Source organism: Gordonia effusa NBRC 100432 (assembly GCF_000241305.1).
GTDB lineage: Bacteria > Actinomycetota > Actinomycetes > Mycobacteriales > Mycobacteriaceae > Gordonia > Gordonia effusa.
Genome location: NZ_BAEH01000110.1, coordinates 12,000 through 33,915, shown reverse-complemented (window position 1 = coordinate 33,915; position 21,916 = coordinate 12,000). Strand labels below are relative to the sequence as shown.

Annotated in this window: 15 protein-coding genes; all 15 read right to left on the bottom strand. The window is 62.8% G+C overall.

Annotated features, from left to right (window positions below; genetic code table 11):
- Nucleotides 1–85: 85 nt before the first annotated feature.
- The gene (locus GOEFS_RS19290) at nucleotides 86–4,042 is read right to left on the bottom strand and encodes a DNA-directed RNA polymerase subunit beta' (protein WP_007319633.1); all 3,957 of its coding nucleotides are present in this window, start codon (nucleotides 4,040–4,042) and stop codon (nucleotides 86–88) included.
- Nucleotides 4,043–4,120: 78 nt separating this feature from the next.
- A complete protein-coding gene (gene rpoB / locus GOEFS_RS19285; protein WP_007319632.1) occupies nucleotides 4,121–7,612 on the bottom strand; it encodes a DNA-directed RNA polymerase subunit beta in 3,492 nt (1,163 codons plus the stop codon).
- 344 nt (nucleotides 7,613–7,956) lie between these two features.
- Nucleotides 7,957–9,039, bottom strand: a complete 1,083-nt coding sequence (locus GOEFS_RS22645; RefSeq protein WP_007319631.1) for a hypothetical protein — start codon at nucleotides 9,037–9,039, stop codon at nucleotides 7,957–7,959.
- A complete protein-coding gene (locus GOEFS_RS19275) occupies nucleotides 9,039–9,713 on the bottom strand; it encodes a hypothetical protein (RefSeq protein WP_007319630.1) in 675 nt (224 codons plus the stop codon). The genes GOEFS_RS22645 and GOEFS_RS19275 overlap by 1 nt, the downstream gene beginning before the upstream one ends.
- Before the next feature lie 145 nt (nucleotides 9,714–9,858).
- Nucleotides 9,859–11,103, bottom strand: coding sequence for an MCE family protein (locus GOEFS_RS19270; protein WP_040525651.1), 1,245 nt, complete (start codon nucleotides 11,101–11,103; stop codon nucleotides 9,859–9,861).
- Nucleotides 11,103–12,425, bottom strand: coding sequence for an MCE family protein (locus GOEFS_RS19265; protein ID WP_007319628.1), 1,323 nt, complete (start codon nucleotides 12,423–12,425; stop codon nucleotides 11,103–11,105). Before GOEFS_RS19265 ends, GOEFS_RS19270 begins: the two co-directional genes overlap by 1 nt.
- The gene (locus GOEFS_RS19260; RefSeq protein WP_007319627.1) at nucleotides 12,425–13,765 is read right to left on the bottom strand and encodes an MCE family protein; all 1,341 of its coding nucleotides are present in this window, start codon (nucleotides 13,763–13,765) and stop codon (nucleotides 12,425–12,427) included. The genes GOEFS_RS19265 and GOEFS_RS19260 overlap by 1 nt, the downstream gene beginning before the upstream one ends.
- Nucleotides 13,765–14,922: an MlaD family protein gene (locus tag GOEFS_RS19255; protein WP_007319626.1), complete on the bottom strand. Its 1,158-nt coding sequence runs from the start codon at nucleotides 14,920–14,922 to the stop codon at nucleotides 13,765–13,767. The genes GOEFS_RS19260 and GOEFS_RS19255 overlap by 1 nt, the downstream gene beginning before the upstream one ends.
- A gap of 2 nt (nucleotides 14,923–14,924) precedes the next feature.
- Nucleotides 14,925–16,010: an MCE family protein gene (locus GOEFS_RS19250; protein WP_007319625.1), complete on the bottom strand. Its 1,086-nt coding sequence runs from the start codon at nucleotides 16,008–16,010 to the stop codon at nucleotides 14,925–14,927.
- Nucleotides 16,007–17,341 (bottom strand): MCE family protein, encoded by a 1,335-nt coding sequence (locus GOEFS_RS19245; protein WP_007319624.1) that lies wholly within the window; start codon nucleotides 17,339–17,341, stop codon nucleotides 16,007–16,009. Before GOEFS_RS19245 ends, GOEFS_RS19250 begins: the two co-directional genes overlap by 4 nt.
- Nucleotides 17,342–17,344: 3 nt before the next feature.
- Entirely contained in the window at nucleotides 17,345–18,217 is an 873-nt protein-coding gene (locus GOEFS_RS19240) for an MlaE family ABC transporter permease (RefSeq protein WP_007319623.1), read from the bottom strand.
- A 5-nt stretch (nucleotides 18,218–18,222) separates the two neighbouring features.
- Entirely contained in the window at nucleotides 18,223–19,029 is an 807-nt protein-coding gene (locus GOEFS_RS19235; RefSeq protein ID WP_007319622.1) for an MlaE family ABC transporter permease, read from the bottom strand.
- On the bottom strand, nucleotides 19,026–20,294 hold the full coding sequence (locus tag GOEFS_RS19230) for an ABC transporter ATP-binding protein (RefSeq protein ID WP_040525637.1): 1,269 nt from the start codon (nucleotides 20,292–20,294) through the stop codon (nucleotides 19,026–19,028). The genes GOEFS_RS19235 and GOEFS_RS19230 overlap by 4 nt, the downstream gene beginning before the upstream one ends.
- A 374-nt stretch (nucleotides 20,295–20,668) precedes the next feature.
- Nucleotides 20,669–21,055: a 50S ribosomal protein L7/L12 gene (gene rplL, locus GOEFS_RS19225; protein ID WP_007319620.1), complete on the bottom strand. Its 387-nt coding sequence runs from the start codon at nucleotides 21,053–21,055 to the stop codon at nucleotides 20,669–20,671.
- A 115-nt stretch (nucleotides 21,056–21,170) separates the two neighbouring features.
- Complete coding sequence (rplJ, locus tag GOEFS_RS19220) at nucleotides 21,171–21,698, bottom strand: 50S ribosomal protein L10 (protein ID WP_007319619.1); 528 nt, start codon at nucleotides 21,696–21,698, stop codon at nucleotides 21,171–21,173.
- Nucleotides 21,699–21,916 lie beyond the last annotated feature (218 nt).

Below are 21,916 nucleotides of genomic sequence, written 5' to 3'. Positions count from 1 at the left end.
CCGACCGTCCCCTCCCACAAGATCAACGCCAAACGCGACTCGGCCCCGACACCACATGGGTGTCGGGGCCGAGTTCAGCTAGAAACTAGCGGTAATCGTTGCTGAAACCGTAGTCGTCGAGCGGCACCGCAGCGCCGGCCGGAGCACCGAAGGTGCCGTCCGGGCTGTAGTAGGTGTCGTCGTAGTTCGGGACGGCGTACGCCGCTGCCCGAGCCTCTTCGGTCGGCTGCACCTGGATGTTGCGGTAGCGGTTGATACCGGTACCGGCCGGGATGAGCTTACCGATGATGACGTTCTCCTTGAGACCGATGAGCTTGTCGCTGCGGCTGTTGATGGCCGCATCGGTAAGCACACGAGTGGTCTCCTGGAACGACGCCGCCGACAACCACGAGTCGGTCGCGAGCGATGCCTTGGTGATACCCATGAGCACCGGACGTCCGGCCGCGGGCTCGCCGCCCTCGGACACGACCTGACGGTTGGCCGCCTCGAACTCGGCACGCTCGGTGAGCGAGCCGGGCAGGAACTCGGTGGCACCGGAGTCGATGATCGTCACGCGACGCAGCATCTGACGCACGATGGTCTCGATGTGCTTGTCGTGGATCGACACACCCTGGCTGCGGTAGACCTCCTGGACCTCGTTGACCAGGTGAACCTGGACCTGACGGGGACCCATCACGCGCAGGACCTCGTGCGGATCGGCAGCACCTTCCATGAGCTGCTGCCCGACCTCGACGTGGTCGCCGTCGGCGAGCAGCCGCTCGCTGCCGTCGTCGTGCTTGAAGACACGCAGACGCTGACGCTTGGAGATCTTGTCGTAGACAACCTCGTCCGAGCCGTCGTCGGGAATGATCGTGATCTTGTAGAACCGATCGTCGTCCTCGAGACGAATCCGGCCGGAGACCTCGGCGATCGGGGCCTTGCCCTTGGGGACACGGGCCTCGAACAGCTCCTGGACACGCGGCAGACCACCGGTGATGTCGTCACCGACGCCACCCTGGTGGAAGGTACGCATCGTCAGCTGGGTACCGGGCTCACCGATCGACTGAGCCGCGATGATGCCGACGGCCTCGCCGATATCGACGAGCTTGCCGGTCGCCATCGAACGGCCGTAGCACATGGCGCAGACGCCGGTGCCGGTGCCGCAGGTGAGGACCGAACGGACCTTGACATGGTCGATACCCGCTGCGAGCAGTGCCTCGATGGCCGGATCGCCCAGGTCATGACCACGCTCGACGACGACGTTTCCGCTGGCGTCGACCGCATCGGCGGCCAAGGTGCGGGCGTACGCCGAAGTCTCGACATGCGCGTCGCGGATGATCGAACCGTCAGCCTGCTTCTCACCCAGTGGCACGTTGATGCCGCGTTCGGTGCCACAGTCGGTCTCGCGAACGATGACGTCCTGGCTGACGTCCACCAGACGTCGGGTCAGGTAACCCGAGTCGGCGGTACGCAACGCGGTGTCGGCCAGACCCTTACGGGCACCGTGCGTGTTGATGAAGTACTCCGCAACGGTCAGGCCCTCACGGAAGGAGGACTTGATCGGACGCGGGATGAACTCACCCTTCGGGTTGGTCACCAGACCCTTCATGCCCGACAGGTTACGAACCTGGGTCATGTTGCCCGTCGCACCCGACTTCGGGATCATCGTGATCGGGTTGTCCTCGGGGTAGTACTCCTCCATCGCCTTACCGACTTCTTCGGTGGCCTGCTTCCAGATCTCCACCAATGCGTCGCGACGCTCGTCCGGGGTGAGGGCGCCACGCTGGAACTTGCGCTCCAAGCCGTCGGCCCGCTCCTCGTAACGCTCGAGGATCTCCGCCTTGGCCGGCGGCACGAGCACGTCGGCCATCGAGACGGTGACACCCGACCGGGTAGCCCAGTAGAAGCCGACGTCCTTGAGCTTGTCGACGGTCTGCGCCACGACGATCATCGGGTAGCGCTCGGCCAGATCGTTGATGATCACGGCCTGACGCTTCTTCGGCATCTGCTCGTTGACGAACGGGTACTCGGCGGGCAGCAGCTCGTTGAAGAGCACCCGACCAAGCGTGGTCTCGACATCCCACGGCTGACCGAACTTCCAGCCATCCGGGAACAACTCGGCCTCGACGTCGGCCGGCGGACGCTGATCGGTCAGCCGCACCTTGATCTTGGACTGCACGGTCAGCGCGCCGCGATCGACGGCCATGATGGCCTCGGCCGGGGAGCTGTAGACACCGCGCTCGACGTCGTCCTTGGTTGCGGCCGTGTACTCGCCGACCTTCCCATCCTTCTGGGAGGTCAGGTAGAACAGGCCGGTCACCATATCCAGACGCGGCATAGCGAGCGGGCGGCCCGACGCCGGCGACAGGATGTTATTCGACGACAGCATCAGGATGCGGGCCTCAGCCTGCGCCTCCGCGCTCAGCGGAAGGTGCACGGCCATCTGGTCACCGTCGAAGTCGGCGTTGAAGGCCTCACACACCAGCGGGTGCAGCTGAATGGCCTTACCCTCGACGAGCTGTGGCTCGAAGGCCTGGATGCCCAGGCGGTGCAGGGTAGGCGCACGGTTCAGCAGAACCGGATGCTCGGCGATGACCTCTTCGAGGACATCCCACACGGCCGGGCGCTGACGCTCGACCATGCGCTTGGCCGACTTGATGTTTTGCGCCTGGTTGAGATCGACCAGACGCTTCATCACGAACGGCTTGAACAGTTCCAGAGCCATCAGCTTGGGCAGACCACACTGGTGCAGCTTGAGCTGCGGACCGACGACGATGACCGAACGGCCCGAGTAGTCGACGCGCTTACCCAGCAGGTTCTGACGGAATCGACCCTGCTTGCCCTTGAGCAGATCGCTCAACGACTTGAGCGGGCGGTTACCCGGTCCGGTCACCGGGCGTCCACGACGACCGTTGTCGAACAGGGCGTCGACCGACTCCTGCAGCATCCGCTTCTCGTTGTTCACGATGATCTCGGGCGCACCCAGATCGATCAGTCGCTTGAGGCGGTTGTTGCGGTTGATGACACGACGGTAGAGGTCGTTGAGGTCCGAGGTCGCGAAGCGGCCACCGTCGAGCTGAACCATCGGGCGCAGCTCCGGCGGGATCACCGGCACGGCGTCGAGGACCATACCCAGCGGGGAGTTACCCGACTGCTGGAACGCGGCCACGACCTTGAGTCGCTTGAGCGCGCGCAGCTTTTTCTGGCCCTTGCCGCTACGGATGGTCTCGCGCAGCAGTTCGGCCTCGGCGTCGATGTCGAAGGTCTCCAGGAGCTTCTTGATCGACTCGGCACCCATCGCGCCGGTGAAGTACTCACCGTAACGATCCTGCAGGTCGCGGTAAACGCGCTCATCGATGATGAGGTCGCGCGGCTTGAGCTTGACGAAGGTGTCCCAGAGGTTTTCCAGGGCGTCGATCTCACGCTGCGCGGCGTCGCGCATGCGCTTCATCTCACGCTCGCCGGCATCGCGAATCTTGCGCTTCGCGTCGGCCTTGGCGCCCTCGGCCTCCAGCTCGGCCAGGTCGGCTTCGAGCTTCTGCTGACGCTCGTTGAGGTCGGCGTCGCGCTGGTCGGCGACGGTCTTCTTCTCGACCTCCATCTCGGCCTGCAGCGTCGAGAGCTCGTTGTGGCGCAGCTCGTCGTCGACCGTGGTGATGACATACGCGGCGAAGTAGATGATCTTTTCCAGATCCTTCGGCGCGAGGTCGAGCAGGTAACCCAGTCGGGACGGGACACCCTTGAAGTACCAGATGTGGGTAACCGAAGCGGCCAGCTCGATGTGACCCATCCGCTCACGACGCACCTTGGCGCGAGTGACCTCGACGCCGCAGCGCTCGCAGATGATGCCCTTGAAGCGGACGCGCTTGTACTTACCGCAGTAGCACTCCCAGTCGCGAGTAGGTCCGAAGATCTTCTCGCAGAACAGGCCGTCCTTCTCTGGCTTGAGCGTGCGGTAGTTGATGGTCTCCGGCTTCTTGACCTCGCCGTAGGACCAGTTGTGAATGTCGTCGGCCGTAGCCAGACCGATCTTCAGTTCGTCGAAAAAGTTGACGTCGAGCACTCGATGCCTTCCTGAGGAACTCTATGAAAAGTAGAAAGTTGGTGGCGAGCACGGGGGCCGGTAAAGGCCCCCGCGCAATCAGTTGGCGAGGTCGTCGACGGTGGCCGACTCGTTGCGCGACAGGTTGATGCCGAGGTTGGCCGCTGCGCGTTCCAGATCCTCGTCGTCGCTGTCGGCCATCGTGATGGCGGCACCGTCGGAGGACAGCACCTCGACGTTCAGGCAGAGCGACTGAAGTTCCTTCAGCAGCACCTTGAACGACTCGGGGATGCCCGGCTCCGGGATGTTCTCGCCCTTGACGATGGCTTCGTACACCTTGACGCGGCCGACGACGTCGTCGGACTTGATCGTCAACAGTTCCTGCAGCGTGTAGGCGGCACCATAGGCCTGCATCGCCCAGCACTCCATCTCACCGAAGCGCTGGCCACCGAACTGGGCCTTACCGCCGAGCGGCTGCTGGGTGATCATCGAGTACGGACCGGTCGAACGAGCGTGGATCTTGTCGTCGACGAGGTGATGCAGCTTGATGATGTACATGTAGCCGACCGACACCGGGTACGGGAACGGTTCGCCGGAGCGACCGTCGAACAACGTGGCCTTGCCGTCGCCGTTGACCATGACGTCGCCGTCGCGGTTGGGCAGCGTCGAGGACAGCAGTCCGGTCAGCTCGTCGTCGCTGGCACCGTCGAACACCGGGGTTGCCGTGTTGGTGTCGGGCTCGGCCGAGAACATGTCCTCGGGCAGCTTCGACGCCCAGTCGGGCACACCCGCGGCCACGTCGATATTCCAACCGGCCTTGGCGACCCACCCGAGGTGGGTTTCCAGAATCTGGCCGATATTCATACGACGCGGGACACCGTGGGTGTTCAGGATGATGTCGACGGGCGTGCCATCGGGCAGGAACGGCATATCCTCCGCGGGGAGAATCTTGCCGATAACACCCTTGTTGCCGTGGCGGCCGGCCAGCTTGTCGCCGTCCTGGATCTTGCGCTTCTGAGCCACGTACACGCGTACGAGCTCGTTGACGCCGGGAGCCAGATCGTCGTCGTCATCGCGGCTGAACACACGCACGCCGATGACCTTGCCGGTCTCACCGTGCGGCACCTTCAGCGACGTGTCGCGAACCTCGCGAGCCTTCTCACCGAAGATCGCACGCAGCAGACGCTCTTCCGGGGTCAGCTCGGTTTCGCCCTTCGGGGTGACCTTGCCGACCAGAACGTCGCCGTCGCGGACCTCGGCACCGATTCGCACGATGCCGCGCTCGTCGAGGTCGGCGAGGACCTCGTCGGAGACGTTCGGGATATCCCGGGTGATCTCCTCGGCACCAAGCTTGGTGTCGCGGGCGTCGATCTCATGCTCTTCGATGTGGATCGAGGTGAGTACGTCTTCCTCCACGAGCCGCTGGCTCAGGATGATGGCGTCCTCGTAGTTGTGGCCCTCCCACGGCATGATCGCGACGAGCAGGTTCTTGCCCAGCGCCATCTCACCGTTTTCGGTGCACGGACCGTCGGCCAGCACCTGGCCGGCCTCGACGCGCTGACCCTCGTCCACGATCGGACGCTGGTTGGCGCAGGTGCCGTGGTTCGAGCGCGCGAACTTGCGCATCCGGTAGGTCTCGCGAGTGCCGTCGTCATCCATGACGGTGATGTAGTCGGCCGAAACCTCTTCTACCACACCAGTTTTCGTGGAAACGATGACATCGCCGGCGTCGACCGCGGCACGTAGCTCCATGCCGGTACCGACCAGTGGCGACTCGCTGCGGACCAGCGGCACCGCCTGACGCTGCATGTTGGCACCCATCAGGGCACGGTTGGCGTCGTCGTGTTCGAGGAACGGGATCATCGCGGTCGCGACCGACACCATCTGGCGCGGGCTGACGTCGATGTACTGGACATCCGACGACGAGACGAACTCAACCTCCGAGCCACGCTTACGAACCAGAACACGCTCGTCGGTGATGGTGCCGTCGGCGTCGTAGTTCGTGTTGGCCTGGCCGATGAGGTAACGGTCCTCTTCGTCGGCGGTCATGTACTCGATCTCGTCGGAGACCACACCGTCGATGACCTTGCGGTACGGCGTTTCGATGAAGCCGAACGGGTTGACCCGCGCGTATACCGAGAGCGCACCGATCAGACCGATATTCGGGCCTTCCGGAGTCTCGATGGGACACATGCGGCCGTAGTGGCTCGGGTGCACGTCGCGCACTTCGAGGCCGGCGCGCTCACGGCTCAGACCACCTGGTCCGAGCGCGGACAGGCGACGCTTATGCGTCAGACCCGACAGCGGGTTGTTCTGGTCCATGAACTGCGACAGCTGGCTGGTTCCGAAGAATTCCTTGATCGCCGCCACGACGGGACGGATGTTGATCAGGGTCTGCGGGGTGATCGCCTCGACGTCCTGGGTGGTCATGCGCTCGCGCACGACACGTTCCATACGCGAGAGGCCGACGCGGATCTGATTCTGGATCAGCTCGCCGACGGTACGCAGGCGACGGTTACCGAAGTGGTCGATGTCGTCGGACTCGACGGGCACCGATACCCCACCGGGGCCGGTCATCTCGGTCAGCACATGCGGGTCGGCGTCGTGCAGCCGGACCAGGTACTCGACCGTGGTGATGATGTCCTCGGTGGTCAGCACCGACGGTCCGTTCATCGGGTTCTCGGTGAGACCCAGCTTCTTGTTGACCTTGTACCGACCAACGCGGGCCAGGTCGTAACGCTTCTCCTTGAAGAATAGGTTCTCCAGCAGCGCCTCGGCCGACTCCTTGGTCGGCGGCTCGCCCGGACGCAGCTTGCGGTAGACCTCGAGCAGCGCCTCGTCCTGGTTGCTGGTGCTGTCCTTCTCCAGGGTCGACATCATAATCTCGGAGAAACCGAAACGCTCGGTGATCTCCTCGGTGGTCATGCCGAGCGCCTTGAGCAGCACGGTGACCGGCTGACGACGCTTGCGGTCGATGCGCACACCGACGGTGTCGCGCTTGTCGACGTCGAATTCCAGCCATGCGCCACGGCCCGGAATGACCTTGACCGAATGCAGGGTCTTCTCGGTGGCCTTGTCGATAGAGGCGTCGAAGTACACGCCGGGGCTACGCACCAGCTGGCTCACCACGACACGCTCGGTGCCGTTGATGATGAAGCTGCCCTTGTCGGTCATGATCGGGAAGTCGCCCATGAAGACGGTCTGCGACTTGATCTCGCCGGTGTTGTTGTTGATGAACTCGGCGGTGACGAACAGCGGAGCCGCGTACGTCATGTCCTTGTCCTTGCACTCATCGACGGAGGCTTTGACCTCGTCGAAGCGTGGATCGGAGAACGACAGTGACATCGACTCGGAGAAGTCCTCGATCGGGGACAGCTCGTGCAGGATGTCTTCGAGACCACCGGTGGGGTTGTCGACGCCGCGGGCTGCGGCCTTTGCCTTCCACTCCGACGAGCCGATCAGCCACTGGAATGAATCCAGCTGCAAATCGAGCAAACCGGGAACGGGCAGAGGTTCGCTGATCTTTGCGAACGATGCGCGGGTAGGCGCGCCGGGGATGGTGGCTGAGGTGGACTGGCGGTCGAGTGCCAAGATGCGTCCTTCCAAACACTATGGTGTCTACTGCTGCGAACGTCTCGCTCGTAGCTCATCAGTTTGGCTGGTGGCAACCTGCTAAGGCGAAACACATCTCGCAGCACACGACAGTGGCCGGAAGTGGCGGATCGGTAGTTTGGACAGGAGGCAGCCAGCGCAACGTCCAACGATATCAGAAAATAGACGGGAACACCAAGCCCCGTTACGTATCAATGTGTACCCCAGGCTGGCGGCCTCGGAGGTAACGGATGCGGACCCAACACATCGCTGGCAATAGCGTGGCCCCCCGAGCGCCCCGCGTCAAGCGCTACGCGCAGTTTTTACCGAAATTCCCTGCTCATTTACAGCGTCGCGAGGTTCTCGATCAGCCAGTTGTCGCCCTTTTTGACCATATCCGCCTGGATTCGGATGACCTGACTGTCGAGCACCGAGCCGTTGACATCGCGGCTGAGGACCAGGCTGGCGATCAGCGCGGCGCGGTCGCCCGAGAGCGTCTGGACGCCGACGGTGTCGATTCGGCACAGAGTGCTCGAGTTGGCCTGTTCGACCACACTCCGCTGTGTCTCGACGGTCTTGTTGAACTCGGTGAGCGCCTGACCGGTCAGCGCCAGGCGACCGTTCTGCACCCACTTGTCATAACCCTTGACCTCGTAAGCGAGGGGCGCGCATAACCGGTTACGTCCCTGCGTCAGGACCTCGGTGGTCGCTGACTTGTCGACGAACGCCTTGTTATCGCCGATCGTCGCGCCCGGTGTCCACGCCAGGATCGCGGCCACAATGCCGAGGAGCACCGCGACCGCCGCCACGATCTTCGTCGTCCGCCAGGTAACGACCGTTGCCACCAACGACGACCGTTTGCGCGCCGCCTGCTGCTGTTGCTGTCCGACCGTGGGCTCGGCCTTCGACGCCGCGCCCGCCTTGATCGTCGACACCCGAGATACCGGCCGTCGGGATTTTCCGGACGGTTTGATCGGGTCTGCCTCGGTGTCGGCATCCGAGTCGGCCTTGACGCCGGATTCCGTTGTCGCAGAGACGGTTTCGATACTCTCCGACGTCGCGTCGGCATCGCGCGGCACGTCGTCGACGGACACGAAGTCGTCGTCGGGTTTCGTCAGAGAGGTCTTCGGCGCCTGGACGGGGCTAGTTTCGACCGGCTTGGTTTCGACGGGCTCGGTTTCGACGGGCTTGGTTTCGACCGGCTTGGTTTCGACGGGCTCGGTTTCGACCGGCTTGGCCTCAACCGCCTCAGTCTCGACCGGCTTAGCCTTTATCGGCTCAGCCTCAACCGGTTTGGGCGTCTCAACCGCCTCAACCTTGCCGGTATCCGCGACATCGGCGGCACTGCTCGTCCGTTTACGGCCGGCGACCGTCGGCTTGCGTACCGGTCGCGCGGGGGTGCCCTTGTTGGGACGACGGGTAGCCATCAGTTACCTCCGCTCGGAGCCGGCGTCGTCGTGGCACCAGGTTGTTGCTGGGTGTCGCCGGTAGCCGGTTCCTGTAATGCCATCGAGTCCAGCGGGGTGACATTGGTGGCTCGCCAGTGGTCGCCACCTTCTTTACCAACCGTCACCAGGAACCCGAATGGCGTCGACTCCTCTGCCTTGCCATTGCGCTTCGGGGTTGCCGCCGCGTAGACGATGACCGAACCGGTCTGATCGTCTACGTTGACCTCGGTGGCCGCGCTGCGCGTAATGCGCGCGGTAATCGTGGCGGCGTTGTCGCCCGCTTTGCTCAGCCGCTCCCGCAACGAGTTGACGACCTGCACGGTGAATTGCTTACGCGCTTCGCCGGTCATCGACGAATCGATGCGACGCTGCCAGGCGCCCGGATCGCGCGGATCGATGGTCAGCACGTTGAGAATCGCGGTCTCGGCGGCGTCGACGGCATTCTCGCGCGCCGATTGACTCGGCTTCTCGTTGAAATAGACGTCGTAGGCGCGATACCCGAAGACGCCGACCGCTCCGACCGCCGCCACCAGCGCGACTATCGCGAGGGAGAAGGCTATAACTACCGTGATCGGCGCGGAACCGACCTTCGCACCATCGACAGACTTTTTCGCCCGTTTTACTGGCGCGGTCTTCTTTTCTGCTGAACTCATCGGCCGCCACTGTAGCGACCCGAGCTAACCCGGGTCGAATCGCTGACCGATGCCAAGCACCGGTCACTGTCAAAATCACAGGTCGCCAACCTGCTACCGATGGGAGCGTCGGCCGACATACTCGCCCCGGCCCCCATCGGATCTGTCACTTCGCGTGGACCCCCAGCAGGAATGCCAATTGGGTAGCGAGTGGATTGAGGTTCAACTTATCCGGATCTTTCTTCGGCTTGTTATCCCACGGCTGCGGGTAGTCCGGATTAGCCAACGCCGCACGCCGCGCACTGCGTACGCCGGTCGGCGAACCTTGCGGCACAGTACATTCGGCCTTGGTGTTGAACGGGAAGTCGTCGTTATTGATGTCGAAGTTCGGGTTCTTGGCCTTCATCTTCGCGATCAACGCCTGGGTGCTCTCATACCCCTGAGTACACGCGGCCGGGTTGTTGGTTTCCAGCACGATGCCGAAGTGGATCTGCCCGTCACCGCGCGCCGGCGAATGCGAACCGGCCGAAAGCGCGGACAGCATCGCGACCGCGGCGTTGGTGGACCAACCCGCCGGTTCGATGGTCTTGAACGTCGAACCGAGGTCGTGCACCACCTTGGTGATGTCGGCGCCCTGTTTTTGCAGCAGGTTGGACAGCTGCGTCGACGTCGCGGTACCGGTGGTCAGCAACCGCCGGACGTCGGGGTCCGCGGCGGCCAGCGTCGCGGTTACCAGGTCGAGGTTGCGCGCCCAGCTGAGGATCTGGTCGGACTGTTCAGATTGCGTCGCCAGTACGACATTCGAGTTCTGGATCAGCGAGATGGTCTGCGGCAAAGACTCGACGCCGGCCTTGGATAGATTGCCCAACGACGTCACCAGACGAGTCAGGTTCTCCCCCTGCCCGTTGAACGCCTTACCCAGCTCGACGATGACGGTGTGCAGGTCTTCGACCGGCACCGATTCGGCGAAGTCAAGGGCCGAGTTGACCACATCTTCCAGCGGGGGCGGGATCGACGATTTGGTGATCACCGATCCGTCGTAGAGATAAGGCCCCGTCGCCGACGTCGGCTGGAGGTCGACGAACTGCTCGCCGATCGCCGAACGGTTGGAGATCACCGCGACGGCCGACGCCGGAACGTCGGGTCCGCGCTTGTTGAGCCGCATCACCACGTTCACACCCGATTTGGTGAGCTCCAACTTCGACACACGGCCGACCGGCACACCCTGATAGGTGACTTCGGCGTTAGTGAAGATGCCGCCAGACGATTCGGGCAGCTGCGCGGTGACGGTGTATTCGCTAAAGCCGGTCAGACGATCGACTTTGGCGTATTTACCAGCCACGTAGACGAGGGTGACGATACCGACGATCACGAACACGATCAGCTGAATCTTCACCAAGCGAGTGAGAATCATCGGCTCGCTCCGATCATCGCGAGTGGGCCGTCGAGGTAGGTCTGGCCAGGAATCGGCGGCGGCAGCAACGAGTACTGCTGCTTCTTCTTGGCCGCCGCTGGGTAACGTCCGCCCGACGGTGGCGTATTAGGCCCGGGCCGCGAATTGGGCGCGGGCGGCAGCAGACTGATCGTCGGCCAGCCCCACCGGGGACCGTTGCCCTTGTAGTACGGGTTATTGCCGTTGACCGGGATGTCTTTCGACTTCGGCGGCGAGTAGACCGGATTGCCCTGTCCTACGCCGAGCGCTTCGAGCTGATTGAGCAACCGCAGGTCGAGCGTCATGAACAGGTTGACCGAGTCGCCGTGCGCGGCAGGAGTCAGCCAGTCCGGGAACGGCACGGTCAACATCAGCGGCGCGGCCGTGATGAGGTCGGGAGCCGACTTGGTCAACGACGACAGAATCGGACGCAGCGCCTTGAGGTCGGCGATGATCGCATCACGCGACTTGCCGAGAACGTCGACGCCGACTTGGCCGAGCTTGTCGAGTTTGGTCAACAGATCGACGAACTGGGGACGCTGCTCTTCGAGCACCGCGACCGCGGCCGGCAACTGCTCGAGAATGCGGCTGATCTGCGCCTTCTGATTGGCCGCACGACCCGACAGCTTGTCGAGTCCGTCGATGGCCGAAACGATATCGTCACGCTGCTTGTTCAGGTTGGCGATCAGCCGGTCGGCGTTGCCGATCAGCGATTTGAGGCTGTTCTTGCCGTTGTCGTCGCCGCCATAGGAGTTGGTATGTCCCATCGCCTTATTGAGCTCGCGGACGATCGGCTCCAGCTGATTCAGGCCGCCGCCGTTGAGCAGCATCGACAACGCGCCGAGAACCTGCTCGATGTCGGTCGCCGTGCGGGTTCGCGGTTGCCCCTTGTCGTCGAGTCCACTGATCGGCACCGACTCGTCCTGACGCGGCGAACCGGCCGAGCCGGCCGGTTCGCTCAGGCCGACGAACTTCTCGCCGAGCAGGGCGGTCTGCTGAATCGCCGCGTGTGCTTGATTCGATAGGTCGACATTGTTGCGGACCTCGATCTTGACGATGGCCTGCCACTGATCCTTGGGGATCGAGATGTCGACGATCCGGCCAACGGTCACACCGTCGCGTTTGACGGTCGACTGTGGAACCAGGTCGAGCACATCGTCGAATTTGATCAGATAGGTACGCGGGTTGGACCCGGTGTCGACGCCGCCGGGCAGCGGGACCGACTGAATTCCGCCGCAACCGGTGGCAACCACGGCGACGACCGTCAACGCGCCGATGAGGGCGATTAGGCGTGTGCGCATCAGTTTCCACCTCGCTGCGAGGGCTTCGGTGTAGTCGAGGTCGGGGCCTTCGTCGTCGATGCCGACGGCGTCTTCGGGGAACCCGGTCCGACCTTCAGGCTCGGATCGGGGTTAGAACCCCGGGTGCCCGGCACCGGATACCGCTGAGTCTTGTCGTTGCTCATAATGCCGAACGGCAGGACCGGCAAGAGCGGCTGCAAGACACCCTTGTTGATCTGTTGCCCGATCGCCTCACACTGCGAGATAAGCGGCCGCAGGGTGTTGCTGAACTGGGTGAAGGCAGGGTTACCCGGCATCAGCTTGCCCAGGTCGAGCAGGCGGCACTGAGCGCCGATCAGGTCCTGCAGGTCGGTCAGGGTCAACCGCATGGCCAACGTTCCCGACTCCGCGTCGTACGCGTTGATCAGGTTGTTGATGGTGACCGGCAGCACCGTGAAAATTTCTTTCAGGTGTTCCTTGTTGTCGGCCAGCGCTTTGGTGGTCGGCTGCAGTGAACGCACCGTGTCGCCCAGGGCCTGCTGGTTGTCTTCGACGAACCCGGCGACATCGCCGAGCGCGATCGACAGCTTGTTCAGCGAAAGCCCCAGTTGCTGACGTTCACCGGCGAGGAATGAGCTGAACGACGCCATCTGCGAGTTGAACTGACGAACCTGAGTGTCGTTGTCGCGCAACGCACCTACGAAGACGTTGAGGTTCTTGATGGTGTCGACGAGGTTGCCGCGCGAATCGCTCAGCGTGGTCGATGCCTTCGACAGGTTGGTGATGGCCTCACCGAGCTGTGCGCCGTTGCCCTTGAGGTTGTCCGCACCGGTCTTGACGACGTCGCTCAGCGCGCCCTGCTTGTTGACCCCGTTTGGTCCGAGCGAGTTGGACAGCTTCTGCAGATTCGCGTACAGGTCGTCGACCTCGACCGGAACCATGGTCTGGTCTTTGGTCAGGGTGATCTCGCGACCGGCCTGCTCGCCACCGGAATACGCGGGAGCCAGCTGCACAAAACGGTCGGCGACGATCGACGGCACCACTTCCAGTGCGCGCACGTCGGTCGGCAATTTCACGCCGCGATCGACAGTCATCTTCACCCGCACCACGTCGCCGTCGGGGGTGACCTCGTCGACTTTGCCGACTTTCACACCGAGAACCCGGACGTCGGAGCCGGCGTAGATGCCGACGGCGCGTTTGAAGGTGGCGTTGATCTTCGTGGTGCCGAGGCCGCTGAAGAGCCACCACAGGACCGAGGCAACCACCAGCGCGACGATCAGTCCGATTACCAGCATCACGATGTGCCGCGGCGTGAACCAACGGCCAGGGCCCTGCGTTTGGGTCAGGTCGGGAGTAGTCATTATCCGGCCGCCGTTCCGCCGTTGTTCTGCTGCTGTGCGCCGGACTTGTTCATATTCGGCGGACGCGTCGTATTCTGCTGCGGCAACGCCGGCGGCAGCAGGTTGGTGACCGCGGACTCAAACCAGCGGCCGTTTCCGAGCACGTTCGCGTAGATGCGATAGAACGGCGCCATGTACTGAATTGTCTTGCGCAAGTTGGCATTCTGCTTAGTGAGCAGTGCGGCCACCTGTTGCACCGATTGCAACGCCGGACCGATCTGCGCCTGATTGTCTTTGACGATTCCGGACAGCGCCGTGCTCAGCGTCGTCGTCGACGACAGCAGTGTGGAGATCGCCTGCTGCCGATTGTTCAGCTCGTCGAGCAATTGGCCGGCGCCGGCGATCAGCCGGGTGAACTCTTCGTTGCGGTCGGCCAGGATCTGCGAGGTCTTCTTGGTCGCGCCGAGCAGTTTCTGGACTTCCTGGTCGCGGCTGGCGATCGTCTGCGAGAGTCGGCTGATGCCCTTCAACGAAGGCCCGATGTCACCGGCGGTGCCGGAAAACGCTTCGGACAGCGTGGTCAGCGACTTCGCCACCTGATCGGTGTCGAGTTCTTCGATCTGATCCGAGGCGTCCGAGAACGCGTCGATGACGTCGTAGGGCGAGACGGTGTCGGTGATCGGATCCTCCGGGTCGAGCGGCTTGGAGCCACGCGGGGTGAGTCCGAGATACTTCTGGCCGAGGACCGTCTTGATCTGGATCGATGCCTGGGTCTGATTACCGATCCAGGTGTTGGAGACGCGGAACTTCACATCGACGCGGTCGCCGTTGAGGCTGACGCTTTCCACGTCGCCGACCTTGATTCCGGCGACCCGGACTTCGTTGCCCGACTTGAGCCCGGCAGCCTCGGTGAACTTCGCGGTGTACCGAGCGCCGGCTCCGACGATGGGCAGCTGCGTCAGATAGAACGACGCCGACGCGACCATCAGCAGGATCATGATGCCCATCGCGCCAACGCTGACCGGGCTGCGCCGGCCGCCGAAACGTCGGCTCTTATGTGGGACGTTTTCCTGTTCCGGCGTTTCGTTCTGCGGTGTACCCGACGTGGCCGCGGTGCTGCTCGAGGGAATCTCGATCGGCGCGGTCGCGTCGTCGGGCGAAGGTGTGTTATCGCTCATCTTCACCCTCCCGGTCGGTCGTTGTTACGCCAGCAGCGAGTCGCCGCACTGGTGTAGAGGACATGGTTGATATCGGGCAGCGGTACCAGCGGCTGCGTCAGCAACGTCGACTTACCGTTGCCGGCCACCACGTCGACGCCGCAGAGATAGAACTGGAACCACGAGCCGAATGTCGCTGCGCGGCCGATCTTTTCGAGCTTGACCGGCAAGTTGGTAAGAATCGCTTCGACATCCTTGTCACGTGCGGTGATCTGATCCGACAGTGACTTCAGTCCGGCGATATCGCCCTGGATTGCCGGGCGAGTCTTGGACAGGATGTCACCGGTCACCGAGGTGAGTCGAGATACCGAGCTGATCGCCGAGCCAACCGAACCACGTTGTGCGGCAAGGCCGGTCACCAATTTCTCGGTGTTGACGAGGAGATCGGTGAACTGCTGATCGTGGGTGTTGACCGTGTCGAGCACCGTAGTGAGATTGGTGATCAGATCCCCGATCACCTTGTCTTTGTCGGCCAGCGCGTTGGTCAACTCACTGGTGTTGGACACCAGTGAACTGATCGATCCGCTCTCCCCTTGGAAAACCTGAATGATCAAGTCCGCCAGCTTATTTACGTCGGATGGCTGGAGTTGACGGAACAGCGGTTTGAAGCCGTTGAACAGCTCGGTGAGGTTCACCGCGGGATGCGTGTCGTTCTCGCCGGGCAGCGCGCCGAAGGTGTGGCCGGGGGCCAGTGTCTTGCTCGCGTCACCCGCGCCCTTTTCGAGCGCGAGGTACCGCAGGCCGGTGAGGTTCCGGTAGCGGATGTAGACCTGGGTGCCGTCGGGCAAGTTGTCGCGGTCGATGCTGAACGAGACCAGCGCCCGATTGCGGTCATATACCGCGACGTCGTTGACCTGGCCGACGCGGACACCGGCGATCCGGACGTCGTCGCCCGGATTGAGCATCTGAGCTTCGCTGAAAACAGCCTTGTAGTCGTTGTCGCCGCCAGCGCCGGAATTGGCGATGGTCAGCGCGAGCGCACTCGTCGCCAGCACGGTGATCACCGCGAAGGTGATCAGTTTGAAAAGCGGCCAAAATAGGGACTTCATTTGATGGTGACCTCCGCCCCTTGCAAAACGGTGCCGCCGATCAAGGTGACCCAGGTGGGGACTTTGCCGGGTGCATAGCCAGTGGTGCCGCCGTAGATCAACTGCAGCTGCGCGCGGTAGGCGGGGTCGTCGAACGCGTTGGACCGTGTGATGTTCCCGATCGGAGTCGTCGAGAACTGGGCCCGGGGCATGCCGGGGACGTTACGTGGTCCGGGGTTACGCGACGGTGGCTGGTACGAGCCGTCGGCCAGGCCGCCACCGGGGTATTGCGGGAACGGACGACCGTTGGTCGGCGGCTGGTAGCAGGTTGGACCGCGGTTGACCTCGAAGTTGCGCGGCTCATCCTGGTTCGGCAGGTACCGGCCACGTGGGTTGACGAATTGCAGTCCCACGCGAACACCCGGATTGGGCGTGCCCTCGCCGACGATCTTGCGCGACTCGGGAATGAGGGTCGCGAAGTTCTTGAAGGTGCAGCCGAAGACCGGCGACTGATTCGCCAGGCCCCAGAGATAGTCCTTGGAACCGATGAACAGATTGATCAGGTCAGTCTTGTTGGTACGCAAGAACTTCGTGGTGTCGGTGGCCGCGACACCCAGCGTCGCGATCAAGGTCCGCAGGTCTCCCTGCCGTTCGACGAGCGTGTTGCCGGTGATCCGGAGGTTGTCCAGGCCGTCGATAACGTCGGGCAGTGCCTCGGAGTAGGTCTGCGAGAAGCTCGCCAGCCCACGCAGGGTGCCTTGCAGTTCGTCGGTGTTGTCGTTGATCTTCGAGAAGATCTGATTGAGCTCTTCGAAGGTCGTGCCGAGTTGTTCGCCACGTCCCGACAATGCCTGCGAGAGCGACGTCAGCGTGACGTTGAGGTCTTGCGGCGGAATGGCTTCGAGCAACGGCAGCAGTCGATCGAACAGATCCTGAACTTCCTTGGCGTTGCCGCTGGCGTCGGTCTGAATGATCGAGCCGGAGGTGAGTGCGGGCGAGGAGGTGTCTTGCGGAACCTGCAAGGCCACATAACGCTCACCGAACAGGGTCTTGGGCAAGACGCGCGCCGTCGTGTTGGCGGGCAGCAGCGAGATCTTGTCCGGGTTGATCGCCAAGATCACGTCGACGGTGCCGTCGGGAGACTGTTTGATCTCCTTCACCGTGCCGACGACCATGCCGCGCGCCTTGACATCGGCGTTGGGCGAGAGCGAGTTGCCCGCCGAGTCGGTCTTGAGAGTCACATCGTCGGTCGAGGTGAACGTGCCCTGGAACTTCATGATCGTGCCGCCCAGGAACAGGGCGATGACCACGAAGAACGCGAGGCCGAGAAGTCTGCGTCGGAAAAGCGCCATAGATCAGCCCGCCACCCGAACCGTCGTCGACGTTCCCCAGATCGCGAGACCGAGGAAGAAGTCGAGCACTGCGATAAGCACCAGCGCGGTACGGACCGCGTGGCCGACCGCCACGCCGACGCCGGCGGGACCGCCGGAGGCGTAGTAGCCGTAGTAGCAGTGCACGAGGATGATCACGAAGGCGAAGATGAGGACCTTGCCGAAGGACCATAAGACGTCCTCGGGCGGTAGGAACAGGTTGAAGTAGTGGTCATAGGACCCGCTGGATTGCCCGTTGAAGACCGTATTGATGGTTCTCGACGCCAGGTAGGCCGCGAGCAGACCGAGCACGTAAAGCGGGATGACGGCGACGAAACCGGCGATCACACGAGTGGTGACCAGGTACGGCACCGACGGCACGGCCATCACTTCGAGCGCGTCGATCTCTTCGGAGATCCGCATCGCGCCCAGCTGCGCGGTGAAACCACAGCCAACGGTCGCCGACAGCGACAAGCCAGCGACCAGCGGCGCGACCTCACGAGTGTTCACATACGCCGACAGGAAGCCGGTCAATGCCTGGGAACCGAGCTGGTCGAGGGCCGCATAGCCCTGCAGTCCGACGACGACGCCGGTGAATCCCGACATCAGCACCATCACACCGACGGTGCCGCCGATCACGGCCAAGCCGCCCGAACCGAACGCCACCTCGGCGAGAAGTCGTAGGACCTCGCGGTAGTAGTGGGTCAGCGTGCGCGGAATCCACAGCAGTGCGCGTCCGTAGAAGGACATCTGCTCGCCGGCACCGTCGAGCACCTTGAGTGGTTTGCCGAGCTGTTTCTTCGCCTCGTATCCGATGTATTCGGACCGAGACTTCGCGATTGTCGCGCCTCCGGTCATGAAGTCTACGATCCCTTCGCCGGGACGATCTGCAGGTAGACCGCGGTGATGATCAGGTTTGCGAAGAACAGCAGCAGGAACGTGATGACAACGCTCTGGTTGACCGCGTCACCAACGCCTTTCGGGCCACCCCGCGGGTGTAGGCCCTTATAGGCTGCCACGATGCCGGCGATCACGCCGAAGATGGCTGCCTTGATCGTCGAAATGTACAGGTCGGGTAGCTGGGCGAGCGATCCGAATGAGGCGAGGTAGGCGCCCGGCGTTCCGCCCTGCACCACCACGTTGAAGAAGTAACCACCACCGATACCGACGACGGCGACGAGGCCGTTGAGCAAGATGGCGACCAGAACCATAGCCAACACGCGTGGCACAACCAACCGCTGGATCGGGTTGATGCCGAGTACTTCCATCGCGTCGATCTCTTCACGAATGGTTCGTGAACCAAGATCGGCGGCGACCGCCGAACCGGCGGCTCCGGCTACCAGCAACGACGTCACCAGCGGCGAACCCTGCTGGATGACGACGAGCACGCTGGCCGCGCCGGTGTAGGACTCGGCACCGATCTGCTTGATCAGTGAGCCGGTCTGCAGTGAGACGATCGCGCCGAACGGGATCGCGATGAGTGCGGTCGGCAGGATGGTCACACTTGCGATGAACCATGCCTGCTGAATGAACTCGCGCCATTGAAATGGGCGCACGGCAGACTGACGTACGACATCGACAAACAACTGAACAATGTTGCCGGTCTGCTCGAGCGCTCCGCTGCCCGCTTTCGCGACCTTGTCGATACCACGCGTGGTGGCATTGGTCATCCTTGAGAACCCCTAGTGTCCTTGGTGGTGGAGATGGGCTGCGTCGGTGAGTCGTTTGCGGCCGGGGTAACCCAGGTTTCGGTATTAGCCTCCGACGGGGCGACCGCCTGCTGCTGGCCGGCACCCGCGTGGACTGGCTCTTGATGCGGAACGGTTTCGACGGCGTTGCCGGTCACCGACATCGCCGGAACGTCGAAGCCGCCGTATTCGGCATACCCGTTACGCGACGCCTCGACTGCGGCAGCCGTGGTGGACGATGCGACGCCGTTGGCGACGTCGGCCTCATCCTGCGCGAAGGAGCCGCGGATGGCTTCCTGCGCGTTGTGGGGCAGCGTATGCAGGATGTGCTCGACGTTGCGACGGTGACGTACCGCCGCGTGCCGCACGGGCATTCCCGGGTTGGGCTGTACCTGGGCGATGATCTCGGAGAAGTCGTCCTGGGTACCACCACCGGAGATACCGGCGGCCTGCATTTCGGCCTCGGCCTTGGCGACAGCCTCGTCCTTCTCCTCGGACATACCGATCGGGCCGAAGCGGTCACCGGCGAGGAACTGCTTGACGACGGGCTGCTCGGAGGTCAGCAGGACCTCGCGCGGACCGAACATGACCAGTTCCTTGCGGAAGAGCATGCCGATGTTGTCCGGGATGGTACGAGCGATGTTGATGTTGTGCGTCACGATGAGGATCGTCGCGTCGATGGTCGCGTTGATGTCGATCAGCAGCTGGGAGATGTAGGCGGTACGCACGGGGTCGAGACCGGAGTCCGGCTCGTCGCAGAGGATGATCTGCGGGTCGAGGACCAGGGCGCGGGCCAGGCCGGCACGCTTGCGCATACCACCGGAGATCTCACCGGGCAGTTTGTCTTCGGCGCCGAGCAGACCGACCATCTCGACCTTTTCCATCACAATGCGACGGATTTCGGTTTCCTTCTTCTTCGTGTGCTCACGAAGCGGGAAAGCGATGTTGTCGAACAGGCTCATCGAACCGAAGAGGGCACCGTCCTGGAACAGCACACCGAACAGTTTGCGGATCTCATACAGTTCTTTGGCCGAACACTTGGTGATGTCGGTGCCATCGATGAAGACCGAGCCCTGCTCGGGGTGTAGCAGACCGATCAGGGTCTTCAAGAACACCGACTTACCGGTACCCGACGGGCCCAGCAACGCGTTCACCTCTCCTGCCGGCATTGTCAGAGAGACATCCCGCCAAATGTTCTGCGACCCGAACGATTTCGTTAGCCCAGTAACGCTGACCTCAACACCCACTGCTTTTCCTCCAGACGATCTTCCCCGGGACCATTGTCCTGAGTGTGGTGCACTTTGAATGCATGAACCATTGTGGTTGGAGTCACTCTAGCCCACTGGCGCACCTCGCCAATACTTAACTTCGGTAAAGTGCGCAACCGCCGTCGGATGACATTACTCGCGGGTAGCACCTTAACGCGGCCTAAGACTAACCCATGTCCGCCGTACGACCAAGCTCACAATGACGAATGGGAACATTTGCCAACGGCGGCATCTCAAAACCGCTCGTGAACTGCAGGTTTACTAGAAAACACTACGCCCCGACTGAATCAAATTTGATTCAGTCGGGGCGTAGCTGCGGGCATTCCCGCAAAGAAGTTCTGACGAACTCGGTCTTACTTGAGCGAGACCTTGGCGCCAGCCTCTTCGAGCTTGGTCTTGGCAGCCTCGGCGGCGTCCTTGTCGACCTTCTCCAGGAGAGCCTTCGGAGCACCCTCGACGAGGTCCTTGGCTTCCTTCAGGCCCAGACCCGAGACGACCTCGCGGACGACCTTGATGACCTGGATCTTCTTGTCGCCGGCCGACTCGAGCACGACGTCGAACTCGTCCTGCTCAGCGGCAGCCTCAGCGCCGGCAGCCGGAGCACCGGCAGCGGCGACGGCAACCGGAGCGGCTGCGGTGACCTCGAAGACCTCTTCGAACTTCTTCACGAAATCGCTGAGCTCCAGCAGGGTCAGTTCCTTGAACTGATCGATGAGCTCGTCAGCGGTGAGCTTCGCCATGGTGGCGTCCTTCCGTTAGTGCCCCAACAGGGCGGTGGTGATTCCCCTTGTTGGGGAGTCATCCCCACGCGGAGCGGGGATGTGGGTTTGTGGTGGCAGATGACTAGGTGAGGAATTACTCCTCGCCCGCAGCCGCCTTCTTGTCCTGCAGAGCCGCGGCGAGACGCGCGACCTGCGATGCGGGCTGGTTGAACAGCCCTGCGGCCTTGGCCAAGTTGCCCTTCATGGCACCGGCGAGCTTGGCCAGCAGAACCTCTCGGGTCTCCAGGTCGGCGATCTGCTCGATCTCGGCGATGGACAGCGCGCGGCCGTCCATATAACCGCCCTTGATGACCAGAGCCTTGTTCTCCTTGGCGAAGTTCTTGATCGCCTTGGCAGCCACCACCGGTTCGCCTTCGATGAAGGCAATCGCGGTCGGGCCGGTGAACAGCTCGTCGAGTCCCTCCACGCCCGCTTCAGCGGCGGCACGCTTGGTGAGGGTGTTCTTGGCGACGGAGTAGGTTGCGCCCTCGCCGAGGGACCGGCGCAGCTCGCTGATCTGGGAAACGGACAGTCCACGGTATTCCGTGACGACTGCTGCCGTGGATCCCTTGAACTGCTCTGTGATCTCCGCAACCGCGGTGACCTTTTCGGACTTGGCCATACTTCGCCTCCTCTCATATCTCGAAGTGAGTGGTTCGCCAGATACTGTCGGCGCCCGAAGGAAGCGAAATGCAAAACGCCCCATGCGCAGAAGGCACGGGGCGTGGGCGATGAATCCATCGCGAGTCCTCGTTCATCCTGCGTGGGTCGTCGGCATTGCCGAACCTTCGTATAGATCGTGAGATCTATTGACCAACGGTCTTTGGTGAACCCGCAGCG